Origin of the sequence: Angustibacter sp. McL0619, assembly GCF_049994355.1 — a bacterium.
GTDB lineage: Bacteria > Actinomycetota > Actinomycetes > Actinomycetales > Angustibacteraceae > Angustibacter.
In genome coordinates this window covers 2,670,458-2,692,122 of sequence record NZ_CP188257.1, presented here as the reverse complement: position 1 = coordinate 2,692,122, position 21,665 = coordinate 2,670,458, and the positions used below count along the sequence as shown (strand labels likewise).

20 protein-coding genes are annotated in these 21,665 nt (G+C 70.4%); 13 read left to right on the top strand and 7 right to left on the bottom strand.

From position 1 onward, the window contains the following. Window positions 1-24 precede the first annotated feature (24 nt). Window positions 25-639, top strand: coding sequence for a molybdopterin-dependent oxidoreductase (locus tag ACPPVT_RS12495; RefSeq protein WP_426560686.1), 615 nt, complete (start codon window positions 25-27; stop codon window positions 637-639). A gap of 79 nt (window positions 640-718) precedes the next feature. Here ACPPVT_RS12495 and ACPPVT_RS12490 read toward each other — a convergent pair whose 3' ends face one another. After that, complete coding sequence (locus ACPPVT_RS12490; RefSeq protein WP_426560684.1) at window positions 719-988, bottom strand: three-helix bundle dimerization domain-containing protein; 270 nt, start codon at window positions 986-988, stop codon at window positions 719-721. A 413-nt stretch (window positions 989-1,401) separates the two neighbouring features. Between ACPPVT_RS12490 and ACPPVT_RS12485 the strand changes: the two genes are divergently transcribed. Together ACPPVT_RS12485 and ACPPVT_RS12480 are read left to right on the top strand one after the other, a co-directional pair. After that, the gene (locus ACPPVT_RS12485; protein ID WP_426560682.1) at window positions 1,402-1,614 is read left to right on the top strand and encodes a TOBE domain-containing protein; all 213 of its coding nucleotides are present in this window, start codon (window positions 1,402-1,404) and stop codon (window positions 1,612-1,614) included. A 64-nt stretch (window positions 1,615-1,678) separates the two neighbouring features. Beyond that, complete coding sequence (locus ACPPVT_RS12480; RefSeq protein WP_426560680.1) at window positions 1,679-2,440, top strand: universal stress protein; 762 nt, start codon at window positions 1,679-1,681, stop codon at window positions 2,438-2,440. Window positions 2,441-2,487: 47 nt separating this feature from the next. On the opposite strand, the gene ACPPVT_RS12475 is transcribed toward ACPPVT_RS12480, so the two are convergent. Then, entirely contained in the window at window positions 2,488-3,180 is a 693-nt protein-coding gene (locus ACPPVT_RS12475) for a hypothetical protein (protein ID WP_426560678.1), read from the bottom strand. Between the two features lie 284 nt (window positions 3,181-3,464). Here ACPPVT_RS12475 and ACPPVT_RS12470 point away from each other — a divergent pair, with 284 nt between their 5' ends. Genes ACPPVT_RS12470 through ACPPVT_RS12450 form a run of 5 tightly spaced genes read left to right on the top strand, consistent with a single transcriptional unit; the run spans window position 3,465 to window position 10,653 of the window. Then, a complete protein-coding gene (locus tag ACPPVT_RS12470; protein ID WP_426567146.1) occupies window positions 3,465-4,829 on the top strand; it encodes a cytochrome ubiquinol oxidase subunit I in 1,365 nt (454 codons plus the stop codon). Then, on the top strand, window positions 4,826-5,884 hold the full coding sequence (locus tag ACPPVT_RS12465; protein WP_426560676.1) for a cytochrome d ubiquinol oxidase subunit II: 1,059 nt from the start codon (window positions 4,826-4,828) through the stop codon (window positions 5,882-5,884). Before ACPPVT_RS12470 ends, ACPPVT_RS12465 begins: the two co-directional genes overlap by 4 nt. Further along, window positions 5,881-7,746, top strand: coding sequence for a glycoside hydrolase family 15 protein (locus ACPPVT_RS12460; protein WP_426560674.1), 1,866 nt, complete (start codon window positions 5,881-5,883; stop codon window positions 7,744-7,746). The genes ACPPVT_RS12465 and ACPPVT_RS12460 overlap by 4 nt, the downstream gene beginning before the upstream one ends. Continuing rightward, the gene (locus tag ACPPVT_RS12455) at window positions 7,743-9,089 is read left to right on the top strand and encodes an NAD(P)/FAD-dependent oxidoreductase (protein ID WP_426560672.1); all 1,347 of its coding nucleotides are present in this window, start codon (window positions 7,743-7,745) and stop codon (window positions 9,087-9,089) included. Before ACPPVT_RS12460 ends, ACPPVT_RS12455 begins: the two co-directional genes overlap by 4 nt. Window positions 9,090-9,099: 10 nt before the next feature. After that, a complete protein-coding gene (locus tag ACPPVT_RS12450; RefSeq protein WP_426560670.1) occupies window positions 9,100-10,653 on the top strand; it encodes a GMC oxidoreductase in 1,554 nt (517 codons plus the stop codon). Window positions 10,654-10,750: 97 nt separating this feature from the next. Here ACPPVT_RS12450 and ACPPVT_RS12445 read toward each other — a convergent pair whose 3' ends face one another. Together ACPPVT_RS12445 and zwf are read right to left on the bottom strand one after the other, a co-directional pair. After that, a complete protein-coding gene (locus ACPPVT_RS12445; protein ID WP_426560668.1) occupies window positions 10,751-11,377 on the bottom strand; it encodes a hypothetical protein in 627 nt (208 codons plus the stop codon). 172 nt (window positions 11,378-11,549) lie between these two features. After that, window positions 11,550-12,947 (bottom strand): glucose-6-phosphate dehydrogenase, encoded by a 1,398-nt coding sequence (gene zwf, locus ACPPVT_RS12440; protein ID WP_426560666.1) that lies wholly within the window; start codon window positions 12,945-12,947, stop codon window positions 11,550-11,552. Between the two features lie 325 nt (window positions 12,948-13,272). Here zwf and ACPPVT_RS12435 point away from each other — a divergent pair, with 325 nt between their 5' ends. Beyond that, window positions 13,273-15,366 carry a LuxR C-terminal-related transcriptional regulator gene (locus ACPPVT_RS12435; RefSeq protein ID WP_426560664.1) on the top strand — a complete coding sequence of 698 codons (2,094 nt, stop codon included), beginning with the start codon at window positions 13,273-13,275 and terminating at the stop codon, window positions 15,364-15,366. Window positions 15,367-15,373: 7 nt separating this feature from the next. Here the strand turns inward: ACPPVT_RS12435 and ACPPVT_RS12430 are convergent, their stop codons facing one another. The 3 genes from ACPPVT_RS12430 to ACPPVT_RS12420 all read right to left on the bottom strand — a co-directional run bounded on the left by ACPPVT_RS12430 (window position 15,374) and on the right by ACPPVT_RS12420 (window position 18,044). After that, window positions 15,374-15,760, bottom strand: a complete 387-nt coding sequence (locus ACPPVT_RS12430) for a hypothetical protein (protein WP_426560662.1) — start codon at window positions 15,758-15,760, stop codon at window positions 15,374-15,376. 88 nt (window positions 15,761-15,848) lie between these two features. Further along, complete coding sequence (locus ACPPVT_RS12425; protein ID WP_426560660.1) at window positions 15,849-16,292, bottom strand: SRPBCC family protein; 444 nt, start codon at window positions 16,290-16,292, stop codon at window positions 15,849-15,851. A gap of 36 nt (window positions 16,293-16,328) precedes the next feature. Next, entirely contained in the window at window positions 16,329-18,044 is a 1,716-nt protein-coding gene (locus ACPPVT_RS12420; RefSeq protein ID WP_426560658.1) for an IlvD/Edd family dehydratase, read from the bottom strand. A gap of 76 nt (window positions 18,045-18,120) precedes the next feature. On the opposite strand from ACPPVT_RS12420, the gene ACPPVT_RS12415 reads away from it, so the two are divergent. From ACPPVT_RS12415 to ACPPVT_RS12400, 4 genes are all read left to right on the top strand, one after another. Further along, window positions 18,121-18,918, top strand: coding sequence for an IclR family transcriptional regulator (locus tag ACPPVT_RS12415; protein ID WP_426560657.1), 798 nt, complete (start codon window positions 18,121-18,123; stop codon window positions 18,916-18,918). Between the two features lie 2 nt (window positions 18,919-18,920). After that, entirely contained in the window at window positions 18,921-19,937 is a 1,017-nt protein-coding gene (locus ACPPVT_RS12410) for a zinc-dependent alcohol dehydrogenase (protein WP_426567145.1), read from the top strand. A 108-nt stretch (window positions 19,938-20,045) separates the two neighbouring features. Then, window positions 20,046-20,897, top strand: coding sequence for an SMP-30/gluconolactonase/LRE family protein (locus tag ACPPVT_RS12405; protein WP_426560655.1), 852 nt, complete (start codon window positions 20,046-20,048; stop codon window positions 20,895-20,897). Window positions 20,898-20,971: 74 nt separating this feature from the next. Next, a complete protein-coding gene (locus ACPPVT_RS12400) occupies window positions 20,972-21,649 on the top strand; it encodes an SDR family NAD(P)-dependent oxidoreductase (RefSeq protein WP_426560653.1) in 678 nt (225 codons plus the stop codon). Window positions 21,650-21,665: the final 16 nt, after the last annotated feature.

Genomic DNA, 21,665 nt, shown 5'->3' with positions numbered 1-21,665 from the left:
TGGTCGAGCAGCCATGATGTGGACATGGCTGATCGCGATCCGAGCGGTGGCGCGAGCCGCCACCGCGGCCACGTCCAGCTGCCGCCAGGGCAGCACCTGGTCGAGCAGGCGCCGGTCATGCACTACGGCCGCGTTCCGCGAGAGCGACCTGGTCCGTGGTGGCTGACCTTCGACGGACTCGTAGCTCAGGAGCCGGTCACGCCGGTCGCCTTGACCGAGCTGGTTGACCTTCAGCAGCACACGGTGGTCGCTGACATGCACTGCGGGAGCGGGTGGAGCGCGGCCGGCCGGCACTGGCGTGGCTGGCGCACGCGGGACGTCGTGGACCGCTACCCGCCCGGCGACGGCGTCACGCATGCCTTGGTGTTCGGCGAGTACGGATACTCGGCGACGGTTCGGATCGAGGATCTCCTCTCGCCGCGGAGCCTGCTCGCGGTCGCCGTGGACGGTGAGGCGCTCACTCCTGAGACGGGCCACCCGGTGCGCCTCGTCGTGCCACACCTGTACTCGTGGAAAGGACCCAAGTGGTTCCGCGGCTGGACCTACCAGTCGGAGCCGGTGCGCGGCTTCTGGGAGCAGCGCGGCTACCACGTGCACGGCGACCCCTGGCGGCAGGAGCGTTACGCGCACCTCGAGTGACCCGGGGGGTGATCGTGTCGGCGCGGGACGGGACGTGGGCCGCCTCTGCAGAACCGTTTGGGGGCCAGGGAACCCAGGTTCAGGCGATGTGGGAGATGGCCGCCGGTGCGCTGCTCCTCGCCGCTGCTCGGCGAGAGAGCTCTTCGTTCGAGAAGCGCTGCACGAACAACGGGACGAAGGCCCGGATGGGCGCGTCCGTGAACTGACCGGCGACCTGGTCCAGGACCTGGTCGACCTCGTCCTGGCCGACCACCTCGTCGAACTGCTCGTGCACGGAGCGCGCTGCCTCGCCCAGGTCGGGGTGCAGGCCGGGGCGGTCCGCGCCGATGTCGGGCCGGAAGAGATCCATGGCCGGATAGTGGGGCCACCGGATGAACGGAAGGTGAACGACACGTCCGGTCAACTTGTCTGCCAGCCGTCAGCGCGGGGGAGGCCTGACCTCGTCCAGGAACGCGAGGGTGGCTGCTGTCGTCGCCTTTCGCCAGGCGCGAGAGGGTCGCGGGCTCGTCCAGGTGTCCAGCGTAGGTGGCTGACGCTCCGGCCACATGCCCGGAGGAGCACGACAACGCGATCAAGTACGACTGTCCGATGTTCTCCACCCCGATGACGTCCTCCGACTTCGTGGCCGAACTCGAGGAGTAGCCGCGCATACGGCCGGATGCCCGTCGTCCGGCCGCGCGAACGGCGTTGGGAGACAACGGGACCGAAGGTCGTCTATGGTCGTCCGACCGAAGCGAGCACGAACCACCCAAGGAGTTCCAGATGCGTCTGTCCACCCGCAACCAGCTGCCCGGCACCGTCACCTCGATTACCACCGGTGAGGCGATGGCGGTCGTCAAGGTCGCGCTCGACGGCGGTGGCCAGTCGATCACCTCCTCCATCACGCGCGAGGCCGTCGAGGACCTCGGCCTGGCCGAGGGCACGAAGGTCACGGTGCTGGTGAAGTCGACCGAGGTCACGCTCGGGGTCGAGTGAGCCCCTCGTTGCCGAGCCGCCGCCGCGGGCACCACACTGGCTCCGGACGACCAAGGAGGCCGGGGTGGCTCGGCAACGATCAGGCTCTGTCGTCGTCGGCTACGCCGACGGCTCGAGTGAGTCCGCCCTGGCGTGGGCGGCAGATGAGGCAGCCTCGACCGGACTCCGGCTGACCCTGCTGCACGCCCTCGCCGGCGAGGCCCGTCACCGGTCCTCGCACGGCGACCGGGTGCCGGGGCCGAGCATCGACCACGTCGAGCTGCGAGCCGAGCAGAACGCCGTCAGCGAGGTGGCCGACGTCGCCGAGCGCGTCCGGGGTGCATACCCGCAGCTGGACGTCACGACCACCTTCGTGCACGAGCACGCCGGCCGGTCCCTGGTCGAGGTCTCGCACGAGGCCGCCCTCCTGGTGGTCGGTGCTGGACCCGCCGGTCAGACGTCATCGGGTGGGGTCCTCGAGCATGTGCTCGCCCGGGCCGAGTGCACCCTCGTCGTCGTGCCGGCCGCCGAGGTCCCAGGCACGGACGACCCGACATCCGGCTCACCTCCCCAGGACGGGCTCGTGGTCGTCGGGGTCGAGGACGTCGAGCAGAGCCAGGACGCGATCGGCTACGGCTCCGCTCGTGCTGACCGCCGTGGAGGGTCGGTGACGGTCATCGACCTGACGGCGAGCTCGCTGGACGACCTGTGCCGCGCCGGGCGGGCGGCCGACGTCGTCGTGATCGAGGCGTTCGGGCGCCGGCGCTCCGCCAGGCACCACCTGCGCGCGACCGTCGATGCGCTCGTTCAGCGGGCCGGGCGTCCCGTCGTCGTGGTACGTGGCTGATCAGCTGACCGCGAGGCCCAGTACCGACCCACTTTGCGGCACGTAGCTCAAACGAGGACGTTGACGGCTCGGGCGACGACCAGTCCCAGGATGAGCAACGAGATCACCGACTGGACGCCCATGATGATCTTCGCCCAGGGCACCAGCGGCATGACGTCGGTCGGGCTGAAGGCCATCGAGTTCGTCAGGCCCAGGTAGAGGTAGTCGATGTAGCGCGGCCGCCAGAGCCCGGCGTTGAGCTCAGGACTGAGCTGCTGCGGAAAGGCCAGGTCCGGGCTGGCGGGCATGCTGTGGTCGCGGGCGGCCGCCCCGCCACCGTCGAGCTCGAAGTACAGCAGGGAGAACGCCAGGACGGTGCAGGCGTACACGCTGCCCCCTGCCTGCAGCAGGGCTGACGCCGAGCTGGTCTCCGGGCCGCCGTGCACCATGTCGTCGATCAGCTTGATCGTCGACCAGACCGCGCTCGTCGCGAGCACGCTGATCAGCAGGACCGAGACGGCGCGCAGTGCCCGGGACCGGCGCGAGATCCGTCCGGGGTCGGCCGCGACCAGCGCGAGCAGCAGGAGCCCCTCGATGGTGGGGAGCACCCAGGCCGGCGCCAGTCGTAGGCGATCGGGCAGCAGCACGGTCAGGATCATCGTGGCCAGGACGGCGGCCGCCATCGGCCAGCGGGACTCGCCGTAGGCCGAATCGGCCGGCGTGGAGGAGCCGGCTGGCTCTGACTCGTCCTCGTGCGCCACCGCCTCGCCCCCGGACGATTCACGTCGCTCTGTTGGTCGGACCGCGTCGAGGCCAACCCTCCCATGATGCGTACAGGCGTCAATGGCCCGTCAGGTTCGCGGGGGTGCCAGTGGGCAGTTCATCCCAACAGGGGGATGCCGGGGGCCGATGCTCGGACGAGACTCCTGGACGGCACCATGCGCGGCTTGTGCGGACCACCGAGGGGGTGGGTGAAGTGGGCGCGACGCTCGAGACGTATGCGGCGTTGGCCACTGTGAACCCCGTGCCTTGGGCGAGGTCCCAGATGGCCTTCACCCTGGCGTTCCACATCATCCTGGTGCCCTTGGGCGTCTCCTGGGCCTTCATGGCCCTGATCGCCAACTACCGGGCGGTCAAGCACGACGACAAGGACGCCATGCTGCTGGCGCAGCGGTGGTCGAAGTACATGGCGGTGACCTTCGCGGTCGGCGCGGTGACCGGCACCGTCCTGAGCTTCGAGTTCGGCCTGCTCTGGCCGCGGTTCATGGGCCGGTGGGGCGAGGCGTTCGGGGTGCCCTTCGCGTTCGAGGGGCTTTTCTTCTTCACCGAGGCAGTCTTCATCTCGATCTACATCTTCGGCTGGCGCCGGCTCAAGCCGTGGACGCACTTCTGGACCGGCGTCCCGGTCGTGCTGGCGGGCGTGCTGGGCAGCGTGTCGGTGGTGGCGGCCAACGCGTGGATGAACTCGCCGTCCGGCTTCACGCTGGACTCCGCCGGGAACATCGTCAAGGTCGACCCGATCCAGGTGATCTTCAACGACTCGATGCCGCTGCAGGCGGCGCACATGCTGGTCGCTGCCTACCTCGTCGGGGGCTTCCTGATCGCCTCGGTCTACGCCACCGGCATGCTGCGCGGCCGCACGGACCGCTACCACCGGCTCGGCTTCGTGATCGCCTTCTCGGTCGCGGCCGTCGCCGCGCCGATCCAGATGGGCGTCGGCGACCAGCTCGCGCGGTGGGTCTACTCGAACCAGCCCGTCAAGTTCGCCGCCATCGAGCTGGTGCCGACGACGAGCAGCGACGTCCCGGAGACCCTGCTCGGCCACCTCAACGAGGACGGGACGGTTACCGGAGGCGTACCGATTCCCGGGCTGGCGTCCTGGCTGTCCGACCCGAGCACCGGCAAGGCGACGGTCGTCCAGGGGCTCAACACGGTGCCGGCCGACGAGCGGCCGACCATCCCGCAGGTCAACATCGTGCACCTGTCGTGGGACATCATGGTGGGTGTCGGGACGCTGCTGTTCCTGCTGGCGCTCTGGTACGGCGCGACCTGGCTCTTCCGACGGCGGATGCCGCAGAGCAGGTGGTTCCTGCGCGCCGCAGCCTGTTCCGGAGTCCTCGCGGTGGTCACCATGGAGGCGGGCTGGGTCGTCACCGAGGTCGGTCGCCAGCCGTGGATCGTCTACGAGTACATGAAGGTCGAGGATGCGGCGACCGGGAACACCGGCGTCTGGATCACCTTCATCGCGGTGGTCCTGCTGTACCTCACGCTCGGCGTGACCACGATCCTCGTGCTGCGCGGCATGAGTCGGCGCTTCCGTCGTTCGGGTGGTTTCACCGACCACGACGCGCCGTACGGCGCGAACGCGGTGCCGGACGCCGACCCGGAACGTGAGGAGGCCGTGCCGTGAGCACCGCCGCAGCAATCGTCCTGCTGGGGGGCATCCTCGCCTACGCGCTGTTCGGCGGGGCCGACTTCGGCGCCGGGTTCTGGGAGCTCATGGCCGGCGAGGGGGAGGGCGCCGAGCGTCCGCGCCGGGTGATCGAGCACTCGATCGGGCCGGTTTGGGAGGCCAACCACGTCTGGCTGATCTTCATCTTCGTCGTCTTGTGGACCGCGTTCTCCGAGGCCTACGCCTCGATCATGCTCACGCTGTTCGTCCCACTCACGCTCGCCGCGCTCGGCGTCGTCCTGCGAGGTGCGAGCTTCGCGTTCCGCAAGACCGTCGACACCGCGCGGGAGCGGCGCCTGCTGGGGCTTGCCTTCGCACTCTCGTCACTGCTGGTTCCGTTCTTTCTCGGAGCAGTGGCCGGTGGTGTCGCATCCGGTCGGGTGCCGGCGGGAGGCAAGGCGGGGGACCCGGTGGACAGCTGGCTCAACCCGACCTCGATCCTCGGCGGGGTGCTGGCGGTCGCGGCGGTCGCGTACCTGGCGGCCGTCTACCTGGTGTGGGACGCACGGCGGCTCGACGACGCAGAGATGGCCGGGTACTTCCGGGTGCGGGCGATCGGTGCCGGGATCGCGGTGGCGGTGATCGGGGTGGTCGGCGTGTTCGTGCTGCGCTCCGATGCGCCGTACCTGTACGACGGGCTGACCTCCGAAGCGCTGCCGCTGGTGGTGGTGAGCGCAGTGTGTGGTGTGGGTGCGCTCGCGCTGCTGCTGCGTGACGCCAGCCACTGGGCTCGACTTCTCGCCGTCCTGGCCGTGGCCGGCGTGGTCGCCGCCTGGGGCGTCGCCCAGTGGCCGTACGTGCTGCCCGAGAGCCTGACGTTCGCGGACGCCGCGGCGCCGTCGGGCACCCTCACGACCTTGTTCATCGTGATCGGCCTGGCTCTGGTCATCGTGATCCCGGCCTTCGCCCTGCTGTACGTGCTGGACCAGAAGGGCCTCCTGCCTGAGGAGGGGGTCGCCGACATCGGTGATCCGAGCACCCCGCTGCGACGTACGAAGGAGTCACCGTCGTGAAGCTCTCCACCTCACCGTTCCCGCCGATCGCCGACTACGCGTTCCTGTCGAACTGCCACACCGGCGCGCTCGTCGCGCCCGACGGCTCGATCGACTGGCTCTGCGTGCCGGCGTTCGACTCGCAGAGCGTGTTCGGCAACCTGCTCGACCGCGGTGCGGGCTCGTTCCGGATGGGCCCCTACGGGATCAACGACCCGACGGCCCGAACCTACGTCCCGGGCACCAACGTCATGACGACGACGTGGCACACCCCCGCGGGCTGGGTCCTGGTCCATGACGCGTTGACGATGGGACCACGTCAGGGACCCGACCTCGTCACACCGCACACCCGTCCGCCGGCGGACGACGACGCGGAACACGTCCTGGTGCGCACCGTCGAGTGCCTGGAGGGGTCGGTCGAGGTCGAGCTGGTCTGCGAGCCGGTGTTCGACTACGGCCGCGTGCCTGCGCAGTGGAGCCTCGTCGACGACGAGGGCCACGCCGCGGACGCGGCCGGGGCAGGGGGAGCGACCCTTCGGCTGAGCACCGACCTGTCCATCGGGATCGAGGGCGGCTCGGCGCGGGCGCGGCACGTCCTGGAGAAGGGCGAGCGGGTGTTCTGCGCGCTGTCCTGGGCGGCCGGCTTGGCCTCGCCCACCGACGTCGAGGACGCCACCCGGCGGATCGACGTCACCGTCGCCTTCTGGCGCAAGTGGCTCGGCCGGGCACGGATCCCGGACCACTCCTTGCGGCACCCGATCGAGCGCTCTGCGCTGACGATCAAGGGCCTGACCTACATGCCCACCGGTGCGACGGTCGCCGCCCTGACCACCTCGCTGCCGGAAACGCCTGGGGGAGAACGGAACTGGGACTACCGCTACACCTGGATGCGCGACACGACCTTCACCCTGCAGGCCCTGCACTACCTGAACCTTGACTGGGAGGCCGACGAGTTCATGCAGTTCGTCGCCGACCTCGAGCCGACCGAGGACGGCAGCCTGCAGATCATGTACGGCATCGACGGTCGGCGGGACCTGACCGAGTCGACCCGTGACGAGCTGTCCGGCTACGAGGGCGCCCGGCCCGTCCGGCTCGGCAACGGCGCGTTCGACCAGCGACAGAACGACGTCTTCGGTGCGGTACTCGACTCGATCCTGCTGCACACCCGACGCAGTAAGCACCTACCCCGACGGCTGTGGCCGCTGGTGCAGTCGCAGGCGGCCGGCGCCATCGCCTCCTGGCGTGAGCCGGACCAGGGGATCTGGGAGGCCCGCGGCGCACCGCAGCACTACGTCTCGTCCAAGCTGATGGGCTGGGTGGCCCTCGACCGTGCTGCACAGCTGGCGGGGATCCGTGGTGACCTCGAGAGCCAGGAGTCCTGGGCCGCCGTCGCCGACGAGATCCGCGAGGACGTTCTGGCACACGGCGTCAGTGACCGCGGGGTCCTGCGCCAGCACTACAACACCGACGCGTTGGACGCCTCCACGCTCCTCGCGGGCGTCTTCGGGTTCCTGCCCGGCAGCGACGAGCGGATGAAGAACACGGTGCGCGCGATCTCGGAGGAGCTGAGCGAGAACGGGTTCGTGCTGCGCTACAAGACCGACGAGACGGACGACGGCCTGTCCGGCAAGGAGGGCACTTTCCTGATCTGCTCGTACTGGCAGGTGTCGGCGCTGGCCATCGTGGGGGAGATGCAGCAGGCGACGGACCTGATGGAGCGACTCCTGCGGATCGCCTCGCCGCTCGGCCTGTACGCCGAGGAGTTCGAGGTCGACCGCGCCCGACACCTGGGCAATTTCCCGCAGGCCTTCTCGCACCTCGCGCTGATCGAGGCGGCCTCACGGATCATCCTGGCGGATCTGATGGAGGAGTTGTCCGTGTGAGCAGCAGCGGCGGTTCTGACGTCCTGGTCGTCGGCGGCGGTCTGGCGGGTGTCACGTGCACCCTTGGGCTGGCGGACGCGGGCGTGGCCGTGACACTGGTGGACCGCAACGACTACCACCAGTTCCAGCCGTTGCTGTACCAGGTGGCCAGCTCGCAGCTCCCGGCCGAGGACATCGCCCGACCTCATCGGACCATCCTGCGGAACTACCCGTCGGTGACCGTGGTCAACGCCGAGGTGACGTCCGTCGACCTCGCCCGGCGGACGCTGGTGCTGTCCGACCGCCGGACCCTGTCCGCCTCGTACGTCGTGATGGCGGCCGGCGCCCGGCCGAACTTCTTCGGCGTCCCGGGGGCCGCCGAACACGCCTTCCCGCTGTATTCGGTCGCCGACGCCGAACGGCTCCGGCTGCACCTGCAGAGTCACCTACGGCAAGCCATCGGCTCGGGACCGCAGACACCCGGTGAGGTCGACGTCGTGGTCGTCGGGGGTGGCCCGACGGGCGTGGAGACCACCGGCGCGCTCGCCGAGCTCATGCAGGCGCTGCACAAGACCGGCCGCCTGACCCCGCCGGGTGTGATCACCATCGTCGACCGGGGCCCCGCCCTGTTGAGTGCGTTCTCGGAGAAGGCCGGGGAGTACGCGCAGCGCAAGCTCACCGAGGCCGGCGCCGTCGTCCGGACCGGTACCGGGGTGGCCGCCGTGCACGCCGACCACGTCGAGCTGGACGACGGCACCTCCGTCCCGGCCCGCACGGTCGTCTGGGGCGGCGGTGAGTCTGCCTCGTCCGTGGTGACCGACGCCGGTCCGACCCCGGGTCGCGGTGGGCGCCTCGACGTCACCCGAGAGCTGACAGTGGACGGCTACCCGGGGGTCTATGCGGTCGGAGACGTCGCGAACATCCCGTCCGGTGACGATGCTGGGGACAGCCTGCCGCAGCTCGGCTCGGTCGCCCAGCAGTCCGGTCGTTGGGCGGCGGCGAACATCTTGCGCGAGCTCCGTGGCGAGCCGCCGAAACCCTTCGCCTACAAGGACAAGGGGATCATGGCGATGATCGGGCGCAACGCCGCCGTCGCCCAGGTCGGCAAGCACCGCCACGAGATCGAGGGTCCACTCGCGTTCGCGGCCTGGCTCGGCGTGCACGCGAGCCTGCTCAGCGGCGTCCACAGCAAGACCGACGCGTTCCTGTCCTGGGCGTGGGACTACTTCGACCGGGACCACTCCGCGACCGTCGAGGCGTCCTCGGCCCCCTCACGCCTGGCTTGGGGGAGCGAGGACGAGGACCGACCGCACATCACGCTCGAGCCGACTATGGACGCCCTCCAGGGCGCCAAACACCCCTGAGGAGCACACCATGGCCGACGACTACGACGTCATCATCGTGGGATCGGGTGCCGGCGGAGGCACCCTCGCGCACCGACTGGCACCGTCAGGAAAGCGCGTGCTCATCCTGGAGCGAGGTGACTGGCTGCCACGGGAGGCGGAGAACTGGGACGCCGGGGCAGTGTTCGTGGACAACCGCTACGTCTCCGCGGACACCTGGTTCGACCACGAGGGAAAGGCATTCCAGCCGCAGATCCACTACTACGTCGGCGGGGCCACCAAGTTCTACGGCGCCGCGCTGTACCGGTTGCGGCTGCTGGACTTCGGCGAGCTGACGCACCACGGTGGGACGTCGCCGGCGTGGCCGGTCGGTTACGACGTGTTCGAGCCCTACTACACGCAGGCGGAGCAGCTGTACCAGGTGCACGGTGCGCGTGGCGAGGACCCTACGGACCCTCCGTCCGACTCGCCGTACCCGTTCCCGCCGGTCTCGCACGAGCCCCGGATCCAGCAGCTGTTCGACGACCTGGGGCGAGCCGGGCTGCATCCCTTCCACGCGCCCTGCGGGGTCATGCTCGACGAGGCCAGGCCCGAGCGCAGCGCGTGCATCCGGTGTGCGACCTGTGACGGCTTTCCCTGCCTGGTGCATGCCAAGTCCGACGCGGACGTGATCGCGGTGCGTCCCTCCCTGCTCCACGACAACGTCCGGCTGATCCGCAACGCCCACGTACGCCGGCTCGAGACGGACGCCAGCGGGCGAACGGTCACCTCCGTGGTGGCCGACGTGGACGGACGGGAGGAGCGCTTCAGCGCGTCGATCGTCGTCGTGTCCGCAGGCGCCGCCAACTCCGCGAAGCTCCTGCTGAGCAGTGGCAGCGACGCCCACCCGCGCGGGCTGGCCAACGGGTCGGACCAGGTCGGGCGCAACTACGTCTTCCACAACAGCCGGGCGTTCCTGGCGGTCTCGCTGGAGAAGAACGACACGCGGTTCCAGAAGACCTTGGGACTCAACGACTACTACTTCGGCGACGACGACTTCGGCTACCCCATGGGCAACGTGCAGATGGTCGGCAAGTCGTCCGCTCCGATGTACCGCGGCGAGAAGCCGCTGGAGACCAAGCTGGCGCCGACCCTGGCCCTGAAGGACGTGGCCGACCGGGCGGTGGACTTCTGGCTGTCCACCGAGGACCTGCCGAGCCCGGACAACCGGGTCACCTTGGACCTGGACGGGAACATCGTGCTCAGCTACACGCCGAACAACCGGGAGCCGCTCGAGCAGCTGTACCACCGGGTCAAGAAGCACCTCAGCCACCTGGGCATGCACCCACACCACCTGATCCCGCGCGACGTCTACATGAAGAACGACATCCCGGTCGCCGGCTGCGCGCACCAGGCGGGCACGGTCCGTTTCGGCCACGACCCGCAGACGTCGGTCCTGGACACCGACTGCAAGGCACACGATGTGGACAACCTCTACGTGGTCGACGCCAGTTTCTTCCCGAGCATCGGTGCCGTGAACCCGGCGCTGACGGTGATGGCCAACGCGTTGCGCGTCGGGGACCACCTGCTCGAGCGCCTGGGCTGAGCAGCAGCCAGGAACCGACGTGGCGTCGACGTCCGGGGGGACCGCCGTCTTCCCGTGCCGGCATTCCTGCCGGGTCCTGGCTGTTCGCCGCGCCGAGCTAGTCGACCGGTGCCGGCTGGCGACCCGAAGCCAGCGGTGCGTTCGTCCGCACGGTCAGGGGGCCGTACGGGAGCCCGAACAGTGGAACACCACCCAGACCACCGGTGAGCTGGCTCCACGCGTGGTGGGCGACTCGCGCCGGCAGCGGGGCCCTGCGCAGCGGCCACAACCAACCGCGGCAGTGCGGGAATGCTCCCGGCGTCGCCAGCTCCGTGCGGAGGTCGCAGATCGCGGACTCGACCAGGGGCGGAACGGCGTTGCGTGCGTGCACCGTGGCGACGTGCGCGACCTCGCACCACTGGCCGAGCAGGACTCGGCGGAACAGGTCGAGGAGCTGGATGGCCTGGGCCGCGGTCGCGTGGAACGTCACCGCGCCGGGCTCGCTGGTGTACCCGAGCAGGGTCGCCGGGCCGAACACCAGACCGGTTCCCGCCGCGAAGTGCTCCAGACGGTCCACCGCTGAGCCGGCGGCGCGCAGCGAACCCGGCGCGGCATGTTCGCAGACGACGGCAACCTGGCCCCAGCGTCCCTCCACGGCCGCCGCGTACAGACTGGCGGCGGGCACCAGGAGAGCGGCCCTCGGGTGCCGGACCGTCGTGCGCGGCGAGCCGCTCGAGTCGTCCATGCGGTCCATCGTGCGGTCGACGTGGCCCGAAACGAACCGAATAACCGGCTTCTCCGTCAGCTGATACCAGGTCGACACCGGCCCGTGACCGCTTTCCCAGCAACCGCAGACGAACTTCCCAGAAACCGCCTACGAACTGCGATGTCGGTCGCGAGCGCTACTGACTCGCGGGTCAGAGCCAGGGGCCGTGCCAGCCGCCGTACTCGGCGGTGAGGGCCTCTGCGGTCTGCGGTCCCCAGGTACCAGGCGCGTACGCCTGCACGGGAGGTGGCGCGTCGAGCAGCGGCTGCATGACCCGCCAGGTCTCCTCGACGCCGTCCTGCCGTGCGAACCGCGTCCCGTCGCCGACCATCGCGGCGTGTAGCAGCACCTCGTACGGTGTGGCGCCTTCGCCACCCTCGTCGGCGAAGGTCATGTCGAGGTTGATGACACCTTCCTCGGTGACGTCGGCGCGCTCTGCGTGCAAGAGCAGCCGGATCCCGGTCGAGGGGTCGAGGCGGATGACCACCTGGTTCGGCACCGGGCTGTTCGACCAGGGGAAGCCGAGTTTGGGGGCCCGCTTGAACACCAGCCGCAGCTCGGTCTGGGTGACCGGCAAGCGCTTGCCCGCGCGGATGAAGAACGGGACACCGGCCCAGCGCCAGTTGTCGATGTCCAACCTCAGCGCGGTGAAGGTCTCAGTCGTCGAGCCGGCTGCGACGCCCTTGACGTCGAGGTACCCGTCGAACTGGCCACGCACGTACTGAGCGGGGTCGGCCTCGCGGACCGCCCGGAACAGCGTGGTCTGGGCCTCCTTGACGCTGCGCAGGTCGCCACGGGCCGGCGGTTCCATGGCGGCGGCGGAGACCAGCTGCATCAGGTGGTTCACTACGACGTCCCGCAAGGCCCCGACCGGGTCGTAGAAGTGTCCGCGGTCGTCCACCCCGAAGCTCTCGGCCATGGTGATCTGCACGCAATCGAGGTAGTCCCGGCTCCACAACGGCTCGAAGATCGCGTTGGCGAAGCGCAGGTGCAGGATCTCGTCGATCCCCATCTTTCCCAGGTAGTGGTCGATTCGGAACAGCTGCGACTCGTCGATGAACTGGTGCAGCTCGGCGGCCAGCGCGCGCGCGGTCGCCGCGTCACTGCCGAACGGCTTCTCCACGACGACGCGGGCCCCGTCGGTCAGTCCGGCATCCGACAGCCCCTTGACCACGGTCCCGAACAGGAACGGCGGGACCTCCAGGTAGAAGACCGGTGTCCGGTCGCCCTTGATCGCATCTGCCACCAGGCCGTACGTCGCGTCGTCGGTGAAGTCGCCGTGCACGTACGAGAACCGGGCGGCCAGCCGCCCGAACACCGTCTCATCGAGTTGCTCCCCGGTGGCGACGATGGATTCCCGAGCGCGCTGCACCAGCTGCTCGACGGTCCAGGCGTCCACCGCGACGCCGACGATCGGGCAGTCGAGCAGACCTCTTGCCTCGAGCCGGTAGAGCGATCGGAACGTCATGACGCGCGCGAGGTCGCCGGTGATCCCGAACACCACGAGGACGTCGGTCGCCTGGCTCTGCGTCGTGCCGGTGGTCGTCATCGGTTCCTCCATCGTCGTTCCGCGGGGAAGCGCCAGTGCGCCATGAGCACCTGACCAACTCTGCAGCAGGGTTCGGCGGTTGGCATCGCCCAGATGGCATGAAAGGGCGGGTGCGTTGATCGTTCGGACCGCGTACGGGTACGTTCGAGGCGTGCCCAGTGCGGCAGGGGGACGGGTGCGCACCCGTCCGGATCGAGCACACGGTCCTGCGACGTCGACTGCGTCGACGCTGGGTCGCGCCATCCTTCGCGTCCCGCAACAGCGGCCAGGCGTCGTCGTCCGGTCCAGTCTCGTCGACCGGCTCGTGGCCGCCCAGGAGCCTGTGGTGTCGATCCTCGCCCCACCCGGCTACGGCAAGACGACGTTGCTGGCGCAGTGGGCGGCTCGACGCAGTCCGCGGGTGGCCTGGGTGTCCTGCGACCTGCTCTCCGATGATCCGGTGGCCCTCTGGACTGCGGTGCTGCGCTCGCTCGAGGGGATCGGGCCAGTCGGTCCGGCGGCGGCGCGGGTGCTGGCCACTGCCGGCGCGGGCATCGATGCGGTCCCCGCACTGGTCAGCGCATTCGACTCCGTGCCAGGACCGGTGCTCGTGATGCTCGACCACCTCGAAGCGCTGATCAGCCCGGAGAGCCGCTCGACGATCGCCGAGTTCGCGCTGCGGCTACCGGCCGGCTGGCAGCTCGCGCTGGCCTCGCGGGGCGAGATCCCGGTCCCCATCTCGCGGCTGCGCAGTCGAGGCCAGCTGTTCGAGATCGGGGCGGCAGATCTCGGCATGACGTCGGGCGAGGCCCGCGACCTGCTGCGTGGCGCCGGTGTGTCCCTGACGGACGACGCGGTCGCCGACCTGCTGCGGCGTACCGAGGGCTGGCCGGTGGCGCTGTACCTCGCGGCTCTCGCCCTCAGGTCCGAGGCACTGACGCTGGACGAGCTCGGCTTCACCGGCGACGACCGCCTGATGAGCGACTACCTGCGCACGGAGCTGCTGGCATCGCTCGACCAGCCACGTCGTGAGTTCCTGCTTCGTACCTCGGTTCTGGACCGGATGTCAGGCCCGCTCTGCGACGCCGTGACGGGACAGTCCGGCTCGGCGCACGTGCTGGCGGAGCTGGAGAGCCGGAACCTTCTCGTTGTGCCCCTCGACCGCCGGCGGGGGTGGTACCGCTACCACCACCTGCTGCACGAGCTGCTCGAGGCGGAGCTGCGGGCTGAGCACCCGGACGAGATCGTGCTGCTGAACTCTCGGGCGGCCGCCTGGCACGCCGCGAACGGGATGCCCGAGACGGCCATCCGGCACGCTCAGGTGGCCGAGGACGTGGAGCTCGTGACCGAGCTGGTGCTGGAGATCATGCAGCCGGTCTGGGCCGCCGGACGGGTGGACTCGGTGCTGGCCTGGATGGAATGGCTCGGCAACCGCCCGCTCAGCGAGCACTACGTCGCGATCGCGGCTCACGGGGCCCTTATCTTCGCCCTGCTCGGCCGCCAACCCGAGGCGGAGCGATGGACGGACGTCGCCGAACGACAGCCGCGAACCGGCACCCTCCCGGACGGCAGCACCGTGGAGGGAACGCTGGCCTATCTGCGGGCGCTGCTGTGCCGGGACGGTCCGGCCGCCATGCGCGACGACGCCCAGGCCGCCTTGCGAGGCCTGAGCCCGGTCAGCCCGTACCGGGCGACGATGGACCAGGTGGAGGGACTCTCGCACCTCCTCGACGGCGACCTCGGCACTGCGGACACCCTGCTGGCGCATGCGTACGACAGTGCGGTGGGCGCCGACAGCCTGCCGTTGGCGACCCTCGTCCAGGCCGAACGTGCCGTGGTCGCGTCCCGCGCGGGGAATCCCGCCGCCGCGGAGCCACTGCTTCGTGATGCCGTGGACACCGTGGAGTCCCGAGGCTTCGACCGCTACTGGACGAGTTCCCTGGTGCTCGCGGCGGGTGCCCGGTCGGCGGCCGAGCGAGGCGACATCCCGAGCGCCCGGCGGCTGGCCAGGAAGGCGGCCAACCTCAGACCGCTGCTCACCTACGCGCTGCCCGTCGTCTCCGCGCTGGCCCTGATCGAGCTGGCTACCGCCTACTTCGTGCTCGTCGACGTCGCCGGGGCCGAAGCGGTCCTGGACCAGGCAGCCGCCATCCTCCAGCAGCGACCGAACCTCGGGCGGCTGGCCGACGAGGTGGCCGGCCTGAGGAAGAACGTCGCACAGTTCACCGGCGTCACCACGGGCGCGTCGTCACTGACCACGGCCGAGCTGAGGCTGGTGCCGCTGCTCGCGACCCATCTGACCTTGCGCGAGATGGGGGAGCGGCTGTTCGTGTCACGGCACACCGTGAAGAGCCAGGTCCTCTCGCTGTATCGCAAGCTCGGCGTGTCGTCTCGGGGCGAGGCAGTGGACCGCATCCACGCCCTCGGGCTGCATCCCTAGCTCGCGGTCACCGGGCGCCTGGGCGCCCGCCGTTCCCACCGCCGTTCCCACCCCAGTTCCCACCGCCGGGACCGCCCTTCGGCCCCTGCCCACCCGGCCAGCCGGGTCCGCCATCCTGACCTTGCCGCTGCATCGGCCCGCCGCGCTCGCCGTGGTGGCCGCGCTGGGACTCGGAGAGCCGGCCACGGTCGGAGTGGGGGTCCGACCCGTCCGTCGCGGCCGCGATCCCGAAGCCCGCGATCCCACCGACCAGCAGCAGCGCGACGGCCGTGCTGACGGTCGAGACGCGGCTGCGGGTGACCCGTTCACCGAGCCGGTCCGCCCGACCGCGCCAACCTCGGTGCTCGGCGGGCGGCTCGCTCGGCGGGGTCTCGCTCGGCGGTGTGTCGGTCATGGCCACTCCTGGGAAGTCGTCGACGACGCACAGTGTGGACCGGCTTCCTGAACCTGATCTGGTTGCAGGCTGTGAGTCCGGCTGGGTGTCAGCCGACCTCGATGGCGGTCTTGATGCGCTGGGCGAGTGCATCGGCGTCCTTGACGGCGGCCTTGACCGCGAACCCGGCGATCAGCTTGCCGAACCCGTGGCCGACCAGCGTGTTGAAGATCGTCACCCTGGTCTGGGTTCCACCCAGGTCCTCCAGGTCGTAGCCGCCGTCGGCGGTGACCAGGTTCTTGGACCGCTCGGTCCAGCGAATCCTGGTCGGCGCCTGGAACTCGGTCAGCTCGAACCGCCGGTCGGTCTTCATCCCGGCGTCCTTGACCTGGCTGACGAACACCGTCCCGAGCGCGGACGGACGGTCTGGCTCCTTGCGGATGGAGAGCACCCGCGGGCTGAACTTCGGGTCGTTCGTGCCGGCGGCCAGGTAGTCGAAGACCTCGGCTATCGGGCGGTCGACCACTGCGGTGCCGCTGAATCGTCCTGACATGGGAACTCCCGGCTCGATCGAGGGACGGTGGATGCTCTAGTGCGACTCGCGGGACACCGAGGTGCCGCTGGCGCCCTGCAGGAAGTCCAGGTCCGCGCCGCTGTGCGCCTGGGTGACATGATCCACGTAGAGCCGCTCCCAGCCCCTGGCGGGGGCGGCGAACGCCTGCACGGTGGCGGGATCGGCCGGCCGGGCGTCGAGCTCGGCCGCCGTGACGTCGACCGACAGCGTGCGGTTGGGCACGTCGAGGACGACGACGTCCCCGGTCTCGACCCGGGCCAGCGGCCCACCGGCCGCAGCCTCGGGGGACACGTGCAGGACGACGGTGCCGTAGGCCGTGCCGCTCATCCGGCCGTCGCAGATCCGGACCATGTCGCGCACGCCCTGCTCCAGCAGCTTCTTGGGCAGCGGCATGTTCGCGACCTCCGGCATGCCCGGGTAGCCCTTGGGGCCGCAGCCCCGTAGGACCAGCACGCTGTCGGCGTCCACCTCCAGGTCGGGGTCGTCGATCCGGGCGTGCATGTCCTCGATGGAGTCGAAGACCACTGCTCTCCCGCGGTGCTGCAGCAGGTGTTCCGAGGCGGCTGCAGGTTTGATCACCGCGCCGTCCGGGGCCAGGTTGCCGTACAGCACCGCGATGCCGGCGTTGGGCTGCAACGGTTCTGTGCGCACCCGGATCACCTCGCGGTCCCAGATCTCGGCGCCGGCCAGATAGCTCACCAGGGGGCGTCCGGTCACGGTGATTGCCGTCGGGTCGAGCAGGTCCTCGACCTGCTGGAGCACGGCGAGCAGGCCGCCGGCGCGGTGCAGGTCCTCCATCAGGAACCGCCCGGCCGGCTGCAGGTCTACGAGCAGCGGAACGCCGGAACCGGTGGCGTCGAAGTCGTCCTGGGTCAGCGGCACCCCCAACCGTCCGGCGATGGCCAGCAGGTGCACGACAGCGTTCGTCGAGCCACCGATCGCGGCCAGCGCCACGATCGCGTTGAGGAACGAGCCGCGCTCGAGCAGCGAGCTGGGGGTGCGGCCCTGCGCGACCATCTCGACCGCGAGCCGGCCGGTCTCGTGCGAGCGCTCCAACAGCCTGCTGTCCGGCGCGGGCGTGCCGGCCAGCCCGGGGAGCACCATGCCCAGCGCCTCGGCGACCAGTCCCATGGTCGAGGCCGTGCCCATCGTGTTGCAGTGCCCGCGGCTGCGGATCATCGACGACTCGGACCGGATGAACTGATCCTGCGACAGCGTGCCGGCGCGCACCTCCTCGGAGAGCCGCCAGACGTCGGTACCGCAGCCGAGGGGCTGACCGCGGAACGTGCCGGTCAGCATCGGGCCACCGGGGACCACCACGGCGGGCAGGTCGACCGAGGCGGCGCCCATCAGCAGCGCCGGGATCGTCTTGTCGCAGCCGCCGAGCAGCACGACGCCGTCGATCGGGTTGGCCCGGAGCATCTCCTCGATCGCCATCGCGGCCATGTTGCGCCAGAGCATGGCCGTCGGCCGGACCAACGTCTCGCCGAGGGAGACGACCGGCAGGTTGAGCGGGATGCCGCCCGCCTCGTAGACGCCCTGTTTCACGCTCTCGGCGACCTCGTTCAGGTGCGCGTTGCACGGCGTCAGGTCGGAGGCGGTGTTGGCGATGGCGATGTGCGGACGTCCGTCGAACGCGTGCTCGGGCAGGCCGCGACGCATCCACGCCCGGTGGATGTACCCGTTGCGGTCGGATCCGGCGTACCACTCGGAGCTGCGCAGCCCAGGCATTCACAGACCTTCCGTCTGATGGAACAACGGTCTAGCATGTGGAATCCCTTCGGACCCTACTCCGCGAGCGAGCGAAATGACACAGGCAGACGACCAGCGTCTGGTCGGATCGGACCGCGTGCTCGCGGTGCTGGTGGAGCTTGCTCGCCGTCCCGAGGGCGTGGGGCTGGACGAGATGGCCCGCGCGGTGAACAGTTCCAAGCCGACGGTGCACCGCGCCCTCGCTTCGCTGCGCCGGGCCGGGCTCGCCGGCCAGGACGCCCCCGGCCACTACATGCTCGGCGACGAGTTCCTGCGGCTGGCGTTCGCCAACTACGAGGCCAGGCCGGACTACGTACGCGTCGAGCCGGTGCTGCGGGCCCTGGCCGAGCGGTTCCACGAGACGGCGCACTACGCCGTCCTGTCCGGCCCGTCGATCGTCTACCGCGCCAAGGTCGACCCGAGCGGCGGCGCGATGAAGCTCACCTCGATGGTCGGCGGTCAGAACCCGGCCCACTCCACCGGGGTGGGCAAGCTCCTGCTGGCCTACCAGCTGCCGGACCTGGCGGCCGTACGCAGCTGGGTGGGTGAGCGGACCCTGCACGCCCGCACGGCCCGGACCGCCACCACGGCCGAGGACCTTCACCGCAGGCTGCGACTGGTGCGCAAGAACGGCTACAGCGTCGACGACCGCGAGAACGAGCCGGACGTCAACTGCATCGCGCTGCCGGTCTTCCTGCAGTCACCGACCGTCCCGAGCGGAGCGATCAGCATCAGCGCCATCGCGCACCGCACGCCGCTGAAGACACTGGTCGCCGAACTGCCAACGATCCGAGCCCTGATCGCCGGTGGGGGACTGGGCCGGCAGCGACGGCCCGTGGTCGCACCGCGATGAGCATGCGCGCCTTCGTCGTCACGGCTCCCCGCGAGTTCGAGGTCCAGCAGGTCCAGGCTCCGGCCGCCGGACCGGGCCACGTCGTGGTGGACGTCGAGCGCGTCGGCGTGTGCGGCACCGACGTCGAGTTCTTCACCGGCGAGATGCAGTACCTCGCCGACGGGCATGCGCGCTTCCCGATGCGGCTGGGTCACGAATGGGCCGGAACCGTCGCCAGCGTCGGACCGGGGGTTGCCCAGACCTGGGTCGGACGGCGGGTCACCGGCGACACGATGCTGGGCTGCGGGTCGTGCCGGCGCTGCAAGCAGGGCAGCCAGCACGTGTGCGAGGACCGGTTCGAGGTGGGAATCCGTGGCGGCTTCCCGGGCGCCCTGGCCGAGCAGCTAGCCGTTCCGGTCACCGCTCTGCACCACCTGCCTGACGGGCTGGACGCCGAGACCGGCGCACTCGTCGAACCGGGCGGCAACGCGCTGCGCGCGGTATGGGGGGCCGACCTGTCGCCGGGTGACCGCCTGCTGGTGCTGGGCGCCGGCACCATCGGGCTGCTGGTGGCCCTTTTCGCCCGGGCCCAGGGCGCGCAGGTCCACCTGCTCGGTCGCTCGCACCGGTCGCTGGAGTTCGCCCGCGGTCTGGGCTTCGCAGGCATCTGGACGGCGCAGAACCTGCCCGACCTCCCGTTCGACGCCGTGGTCGACGCGACGAACGCTGCAAGCATGCCGGCCACGGCCGTCGATCTGGTCGAGCCGGCCGGGCGAGTGGTACTGATCGGCCTGTCCGGCAGCCCGAGCCTGCTCGACACCCGCACCGTGGCGCTCAAGGACGTCACGGCTGTCGGAATCCTGAGCGGCTCGCCCGGTCTTGCCGGTGCGATCGAGCAGTACGCCTCGGGCGCGGTCGACCCGAGGCCGCTGGTCGCGGCCACCGTCGGGCTGGACGAGGTCGGGGCTGCGCTCGCCGGCCGGCTTCCCGACGGCGTCCTCGGGCCCGGCCCCAAGATCCACGTCGACCCACGACGGTGAAGCCGCACTGGCGCCCCCGACCGATGAAACCCCCTCCGGCACAAGGACTCCCATGAAACCGTTCGAAGACCTGGTCGCGATCGTCGCCGGTGGTGGGGTGCAGGTGCTGTGACCCGTGCCGAGCAGGTCACCGGCGTGTGCACGCTGCACGGCGAAGGTGCCGTGTGGTCGGACGCGTGGGGCGGTCTGCGGTTCGTCGACATGCTCGCCGGCGACGTGCTGACCTTGGCGCCCGGCGGCCAGGTGACTCGCCTGTCCGTCGGGCGGGTGGCCGCCTGCGTCCGTCCACGGGCCGGCGGCGGGATGGTCGTGGCCCACGAACGCGGGGTCGCGCTGTACGCACCGGAGGACACGCTGGACTGGTCGCTGGAGCTGTGGACCGATCCCGGCATCCGGATGAATGAGGGTTCGTGCGATCCGGACGGCCGGTTCTGGTGCGCCTCCACCGCCTACGACGAGCGGACCGGCGCGGGAACCCTGTACCGGCTGGACGCCGATCGCAGCGTCACTGCCGTCCGGTCCGGGTTCACCATCCCGAACGGCCTGGCGTTCAGCCCCGACGGCCGGCTCGCCTATCACGCCGAGTCGGCGACGCAACAGATCGTCGTCTACGACTACGACGCGGCCGGTGGGCTGCACGACGGCCGCCCGTTCGTGCGCGTCGCGCCGGAGGTAGGGACGCCGGACGGCCTGGCCGTCGACGCCGACGGAAACGTCTGGACGGCGATCTGGTCGGGCGGCCAGGTCCGCTGCTACACGCCGTCCGGTGAGCTGGTCGACGTGGTCGAGGTGGCGGCCCGGCAGGCGACGTCGTGCGCGTTCGGTGGCCCGGACCTGCGCGACCTCTACATCACCACGTCGCGCAAGGGACTCGGCGACGCGGCCGAGCCCGGCGCGGGAGCCCTGTACCTCGTCCGGGCACCGACGGCGGGACAGCCAGTCCTGCCGTTCGCCGGCTAGCCCGACCAACCACTGACCCACCACCGACCGACCGCACCAACGACCGACCGCACCAACGACTGGAGGAGGCGCCGATGAGCAACGTGGCCTTGGTGACCGGTGGGGCGAGCGGGCTGGGCGAGGCCAGTGCCGAGCGACTGCGGGCCGACGGGCTCACCGTGGTGACCGCCGACCTGGCGCCTGGCGCCGACCTGGTCCTGGACGTGCGCGACTCCGCCGCTGTGCAGCGAGCAGTCGCCGACCTCGGCCGGGTCGACGTGCTGGTCAACAGTGCCGGCGTCGTCGGCCCGAACAAGCCGTTGTGGGAGATCGCGGACGAGGAGTGGGAACAGACGTTCAGGGTCAACGTGGTGGGCACGTTCAACCTGTGCCGCGCGGTCGTGCCCGACATGGTGGAGCGCGGTTGGGGTCGGATCGTGAACCTGGCCAGCATCGCGGGCAAGGACGGCAACCCCCGGCTGTCCGCCTACTCGGCGTCCAAGGCCGCGGTGATCGGCCTGACCAAGTCGTTGGGCAAGGAGCTCGCGACCACCGGTGTCCTGGTCAACGCCGTGGCACCGGCCGTGATCGCGACCCCGATGAACGCCACAAACACTCCCGAGGTGCTCGAGTACCTGACCAGCCTGATCCCGATGCGCCGGATGGGACGCGCCCACGAGGTGGCCGAGCTGGTCGCCTGGCTGGCCTCGGACCGGTGCAGCTTCTCGACCGGCGCGGTCTACGACATCAGCGGCGGACGGGCCACGTACTGACCCGCCCGCCGTGCGC

What these genes read in the sequence shown, in the direction of transcription:
- ACPPVT_RS12495 (WP_426560686.1), top strand. Translation starts at nt 25, where the DNA reads ATGGCTGATCGCGATCCGAGCGGTGGCGCGAGCCGCCACCGCGGCCAC.
- ACPPVT_RS12490 (WP_426560684.1), bottom strand. Translation starts at nt 988, where the DNA reads ATGGATCTCTTCCGGCCCGACATCGGCGCGGACCGCCCCGGCCTGCAC.
- ACPPVT_RS12485 (WP_426560682.1), top strand. Translation starts at nt 1,402, where the DNA reads ATGCGTCTGTCCACCCGCAACCAGCTGCCCGGCACCGTCACCTCGATT.
- ACPPVT_RS12470 (WP_426567146.1), top strand. Translation starts at nt 3,465, where the DNA reads ATGGCCTTCACCCTGGCGTTCCACATCATCCTGGTGCCCTTGGGCGTC.
- ACPPVT_RS12450 (WP_426560670.1), top strand. Translation starts at nt 9,100, where the DNA reads ATGGCCGACGACTACGACGTCATCATCGTGGGATCGGGTGCCGGCGGA.
- ACPPVT_RS12445 (WP_426560668.1), bottom strand. Translation starts at nt 11,377, where the DNA reads ATGGACGACTCGAGCGGCTCGCCGCGCACGACGGTCCGGCACCCGAGG.
- zwf (WP_426560666.1), bottom strand. Translation starts at nt 12,947, where the DNA reads ATGACGACCACCGGCACGACGCAGAGCCAGGCGACCGACGTCCTCGTG.
- ACPPVT_RS12430 (WP_426560662.1), bottom strand. Translation starts at nt 15,760, where the DNA reads ATGACCGACACACCGCCGAGCGAGACCCCGCCGAGCGAGCCGCCCGCC.
- ACPPVT_RS12425 (WP_426560660.1), bottom strand. Translation starts at nt 16,292, where the DNA reads ATGTCAGGACGATTCAGCGGCACCGCAGTGGTCGACCGCCCGATAGCC.
- ACPPVT_RS12420 (WP_426560658.1), bottom strand. Translation starts at nt 18,044, where the DNA reads ATGCCTGGGCTGCGCAGCTCCGAGTGGTACGCCGGATCCGACCGCAAC.
- ACPPVT_RS12415 (WP_426560657.1), top strand. Translation starts at nt 18,121, where the DNA reads ATGACACAGGCAGACGACCAGCGTCTGGTCGGATCGGACCGCGTGCTC.
- ACPPVT_RS12410 (WP_426567145.1), top strand. Translation starts at nt 18,921, where the DNA reads ATGCGCGCCTTCGTCGTCACGGCTCCCCGCGAGTTCGAGGTCCAGCAG.
- ACPPVT_RS12400 (WP_426560653.1), top strand. Translation starts at nt 20,972, where the DNA reads ATGAGCAACGTGGCCTTGGTGACCGGTGGGGCGAGCGGGCTGGGCGAG.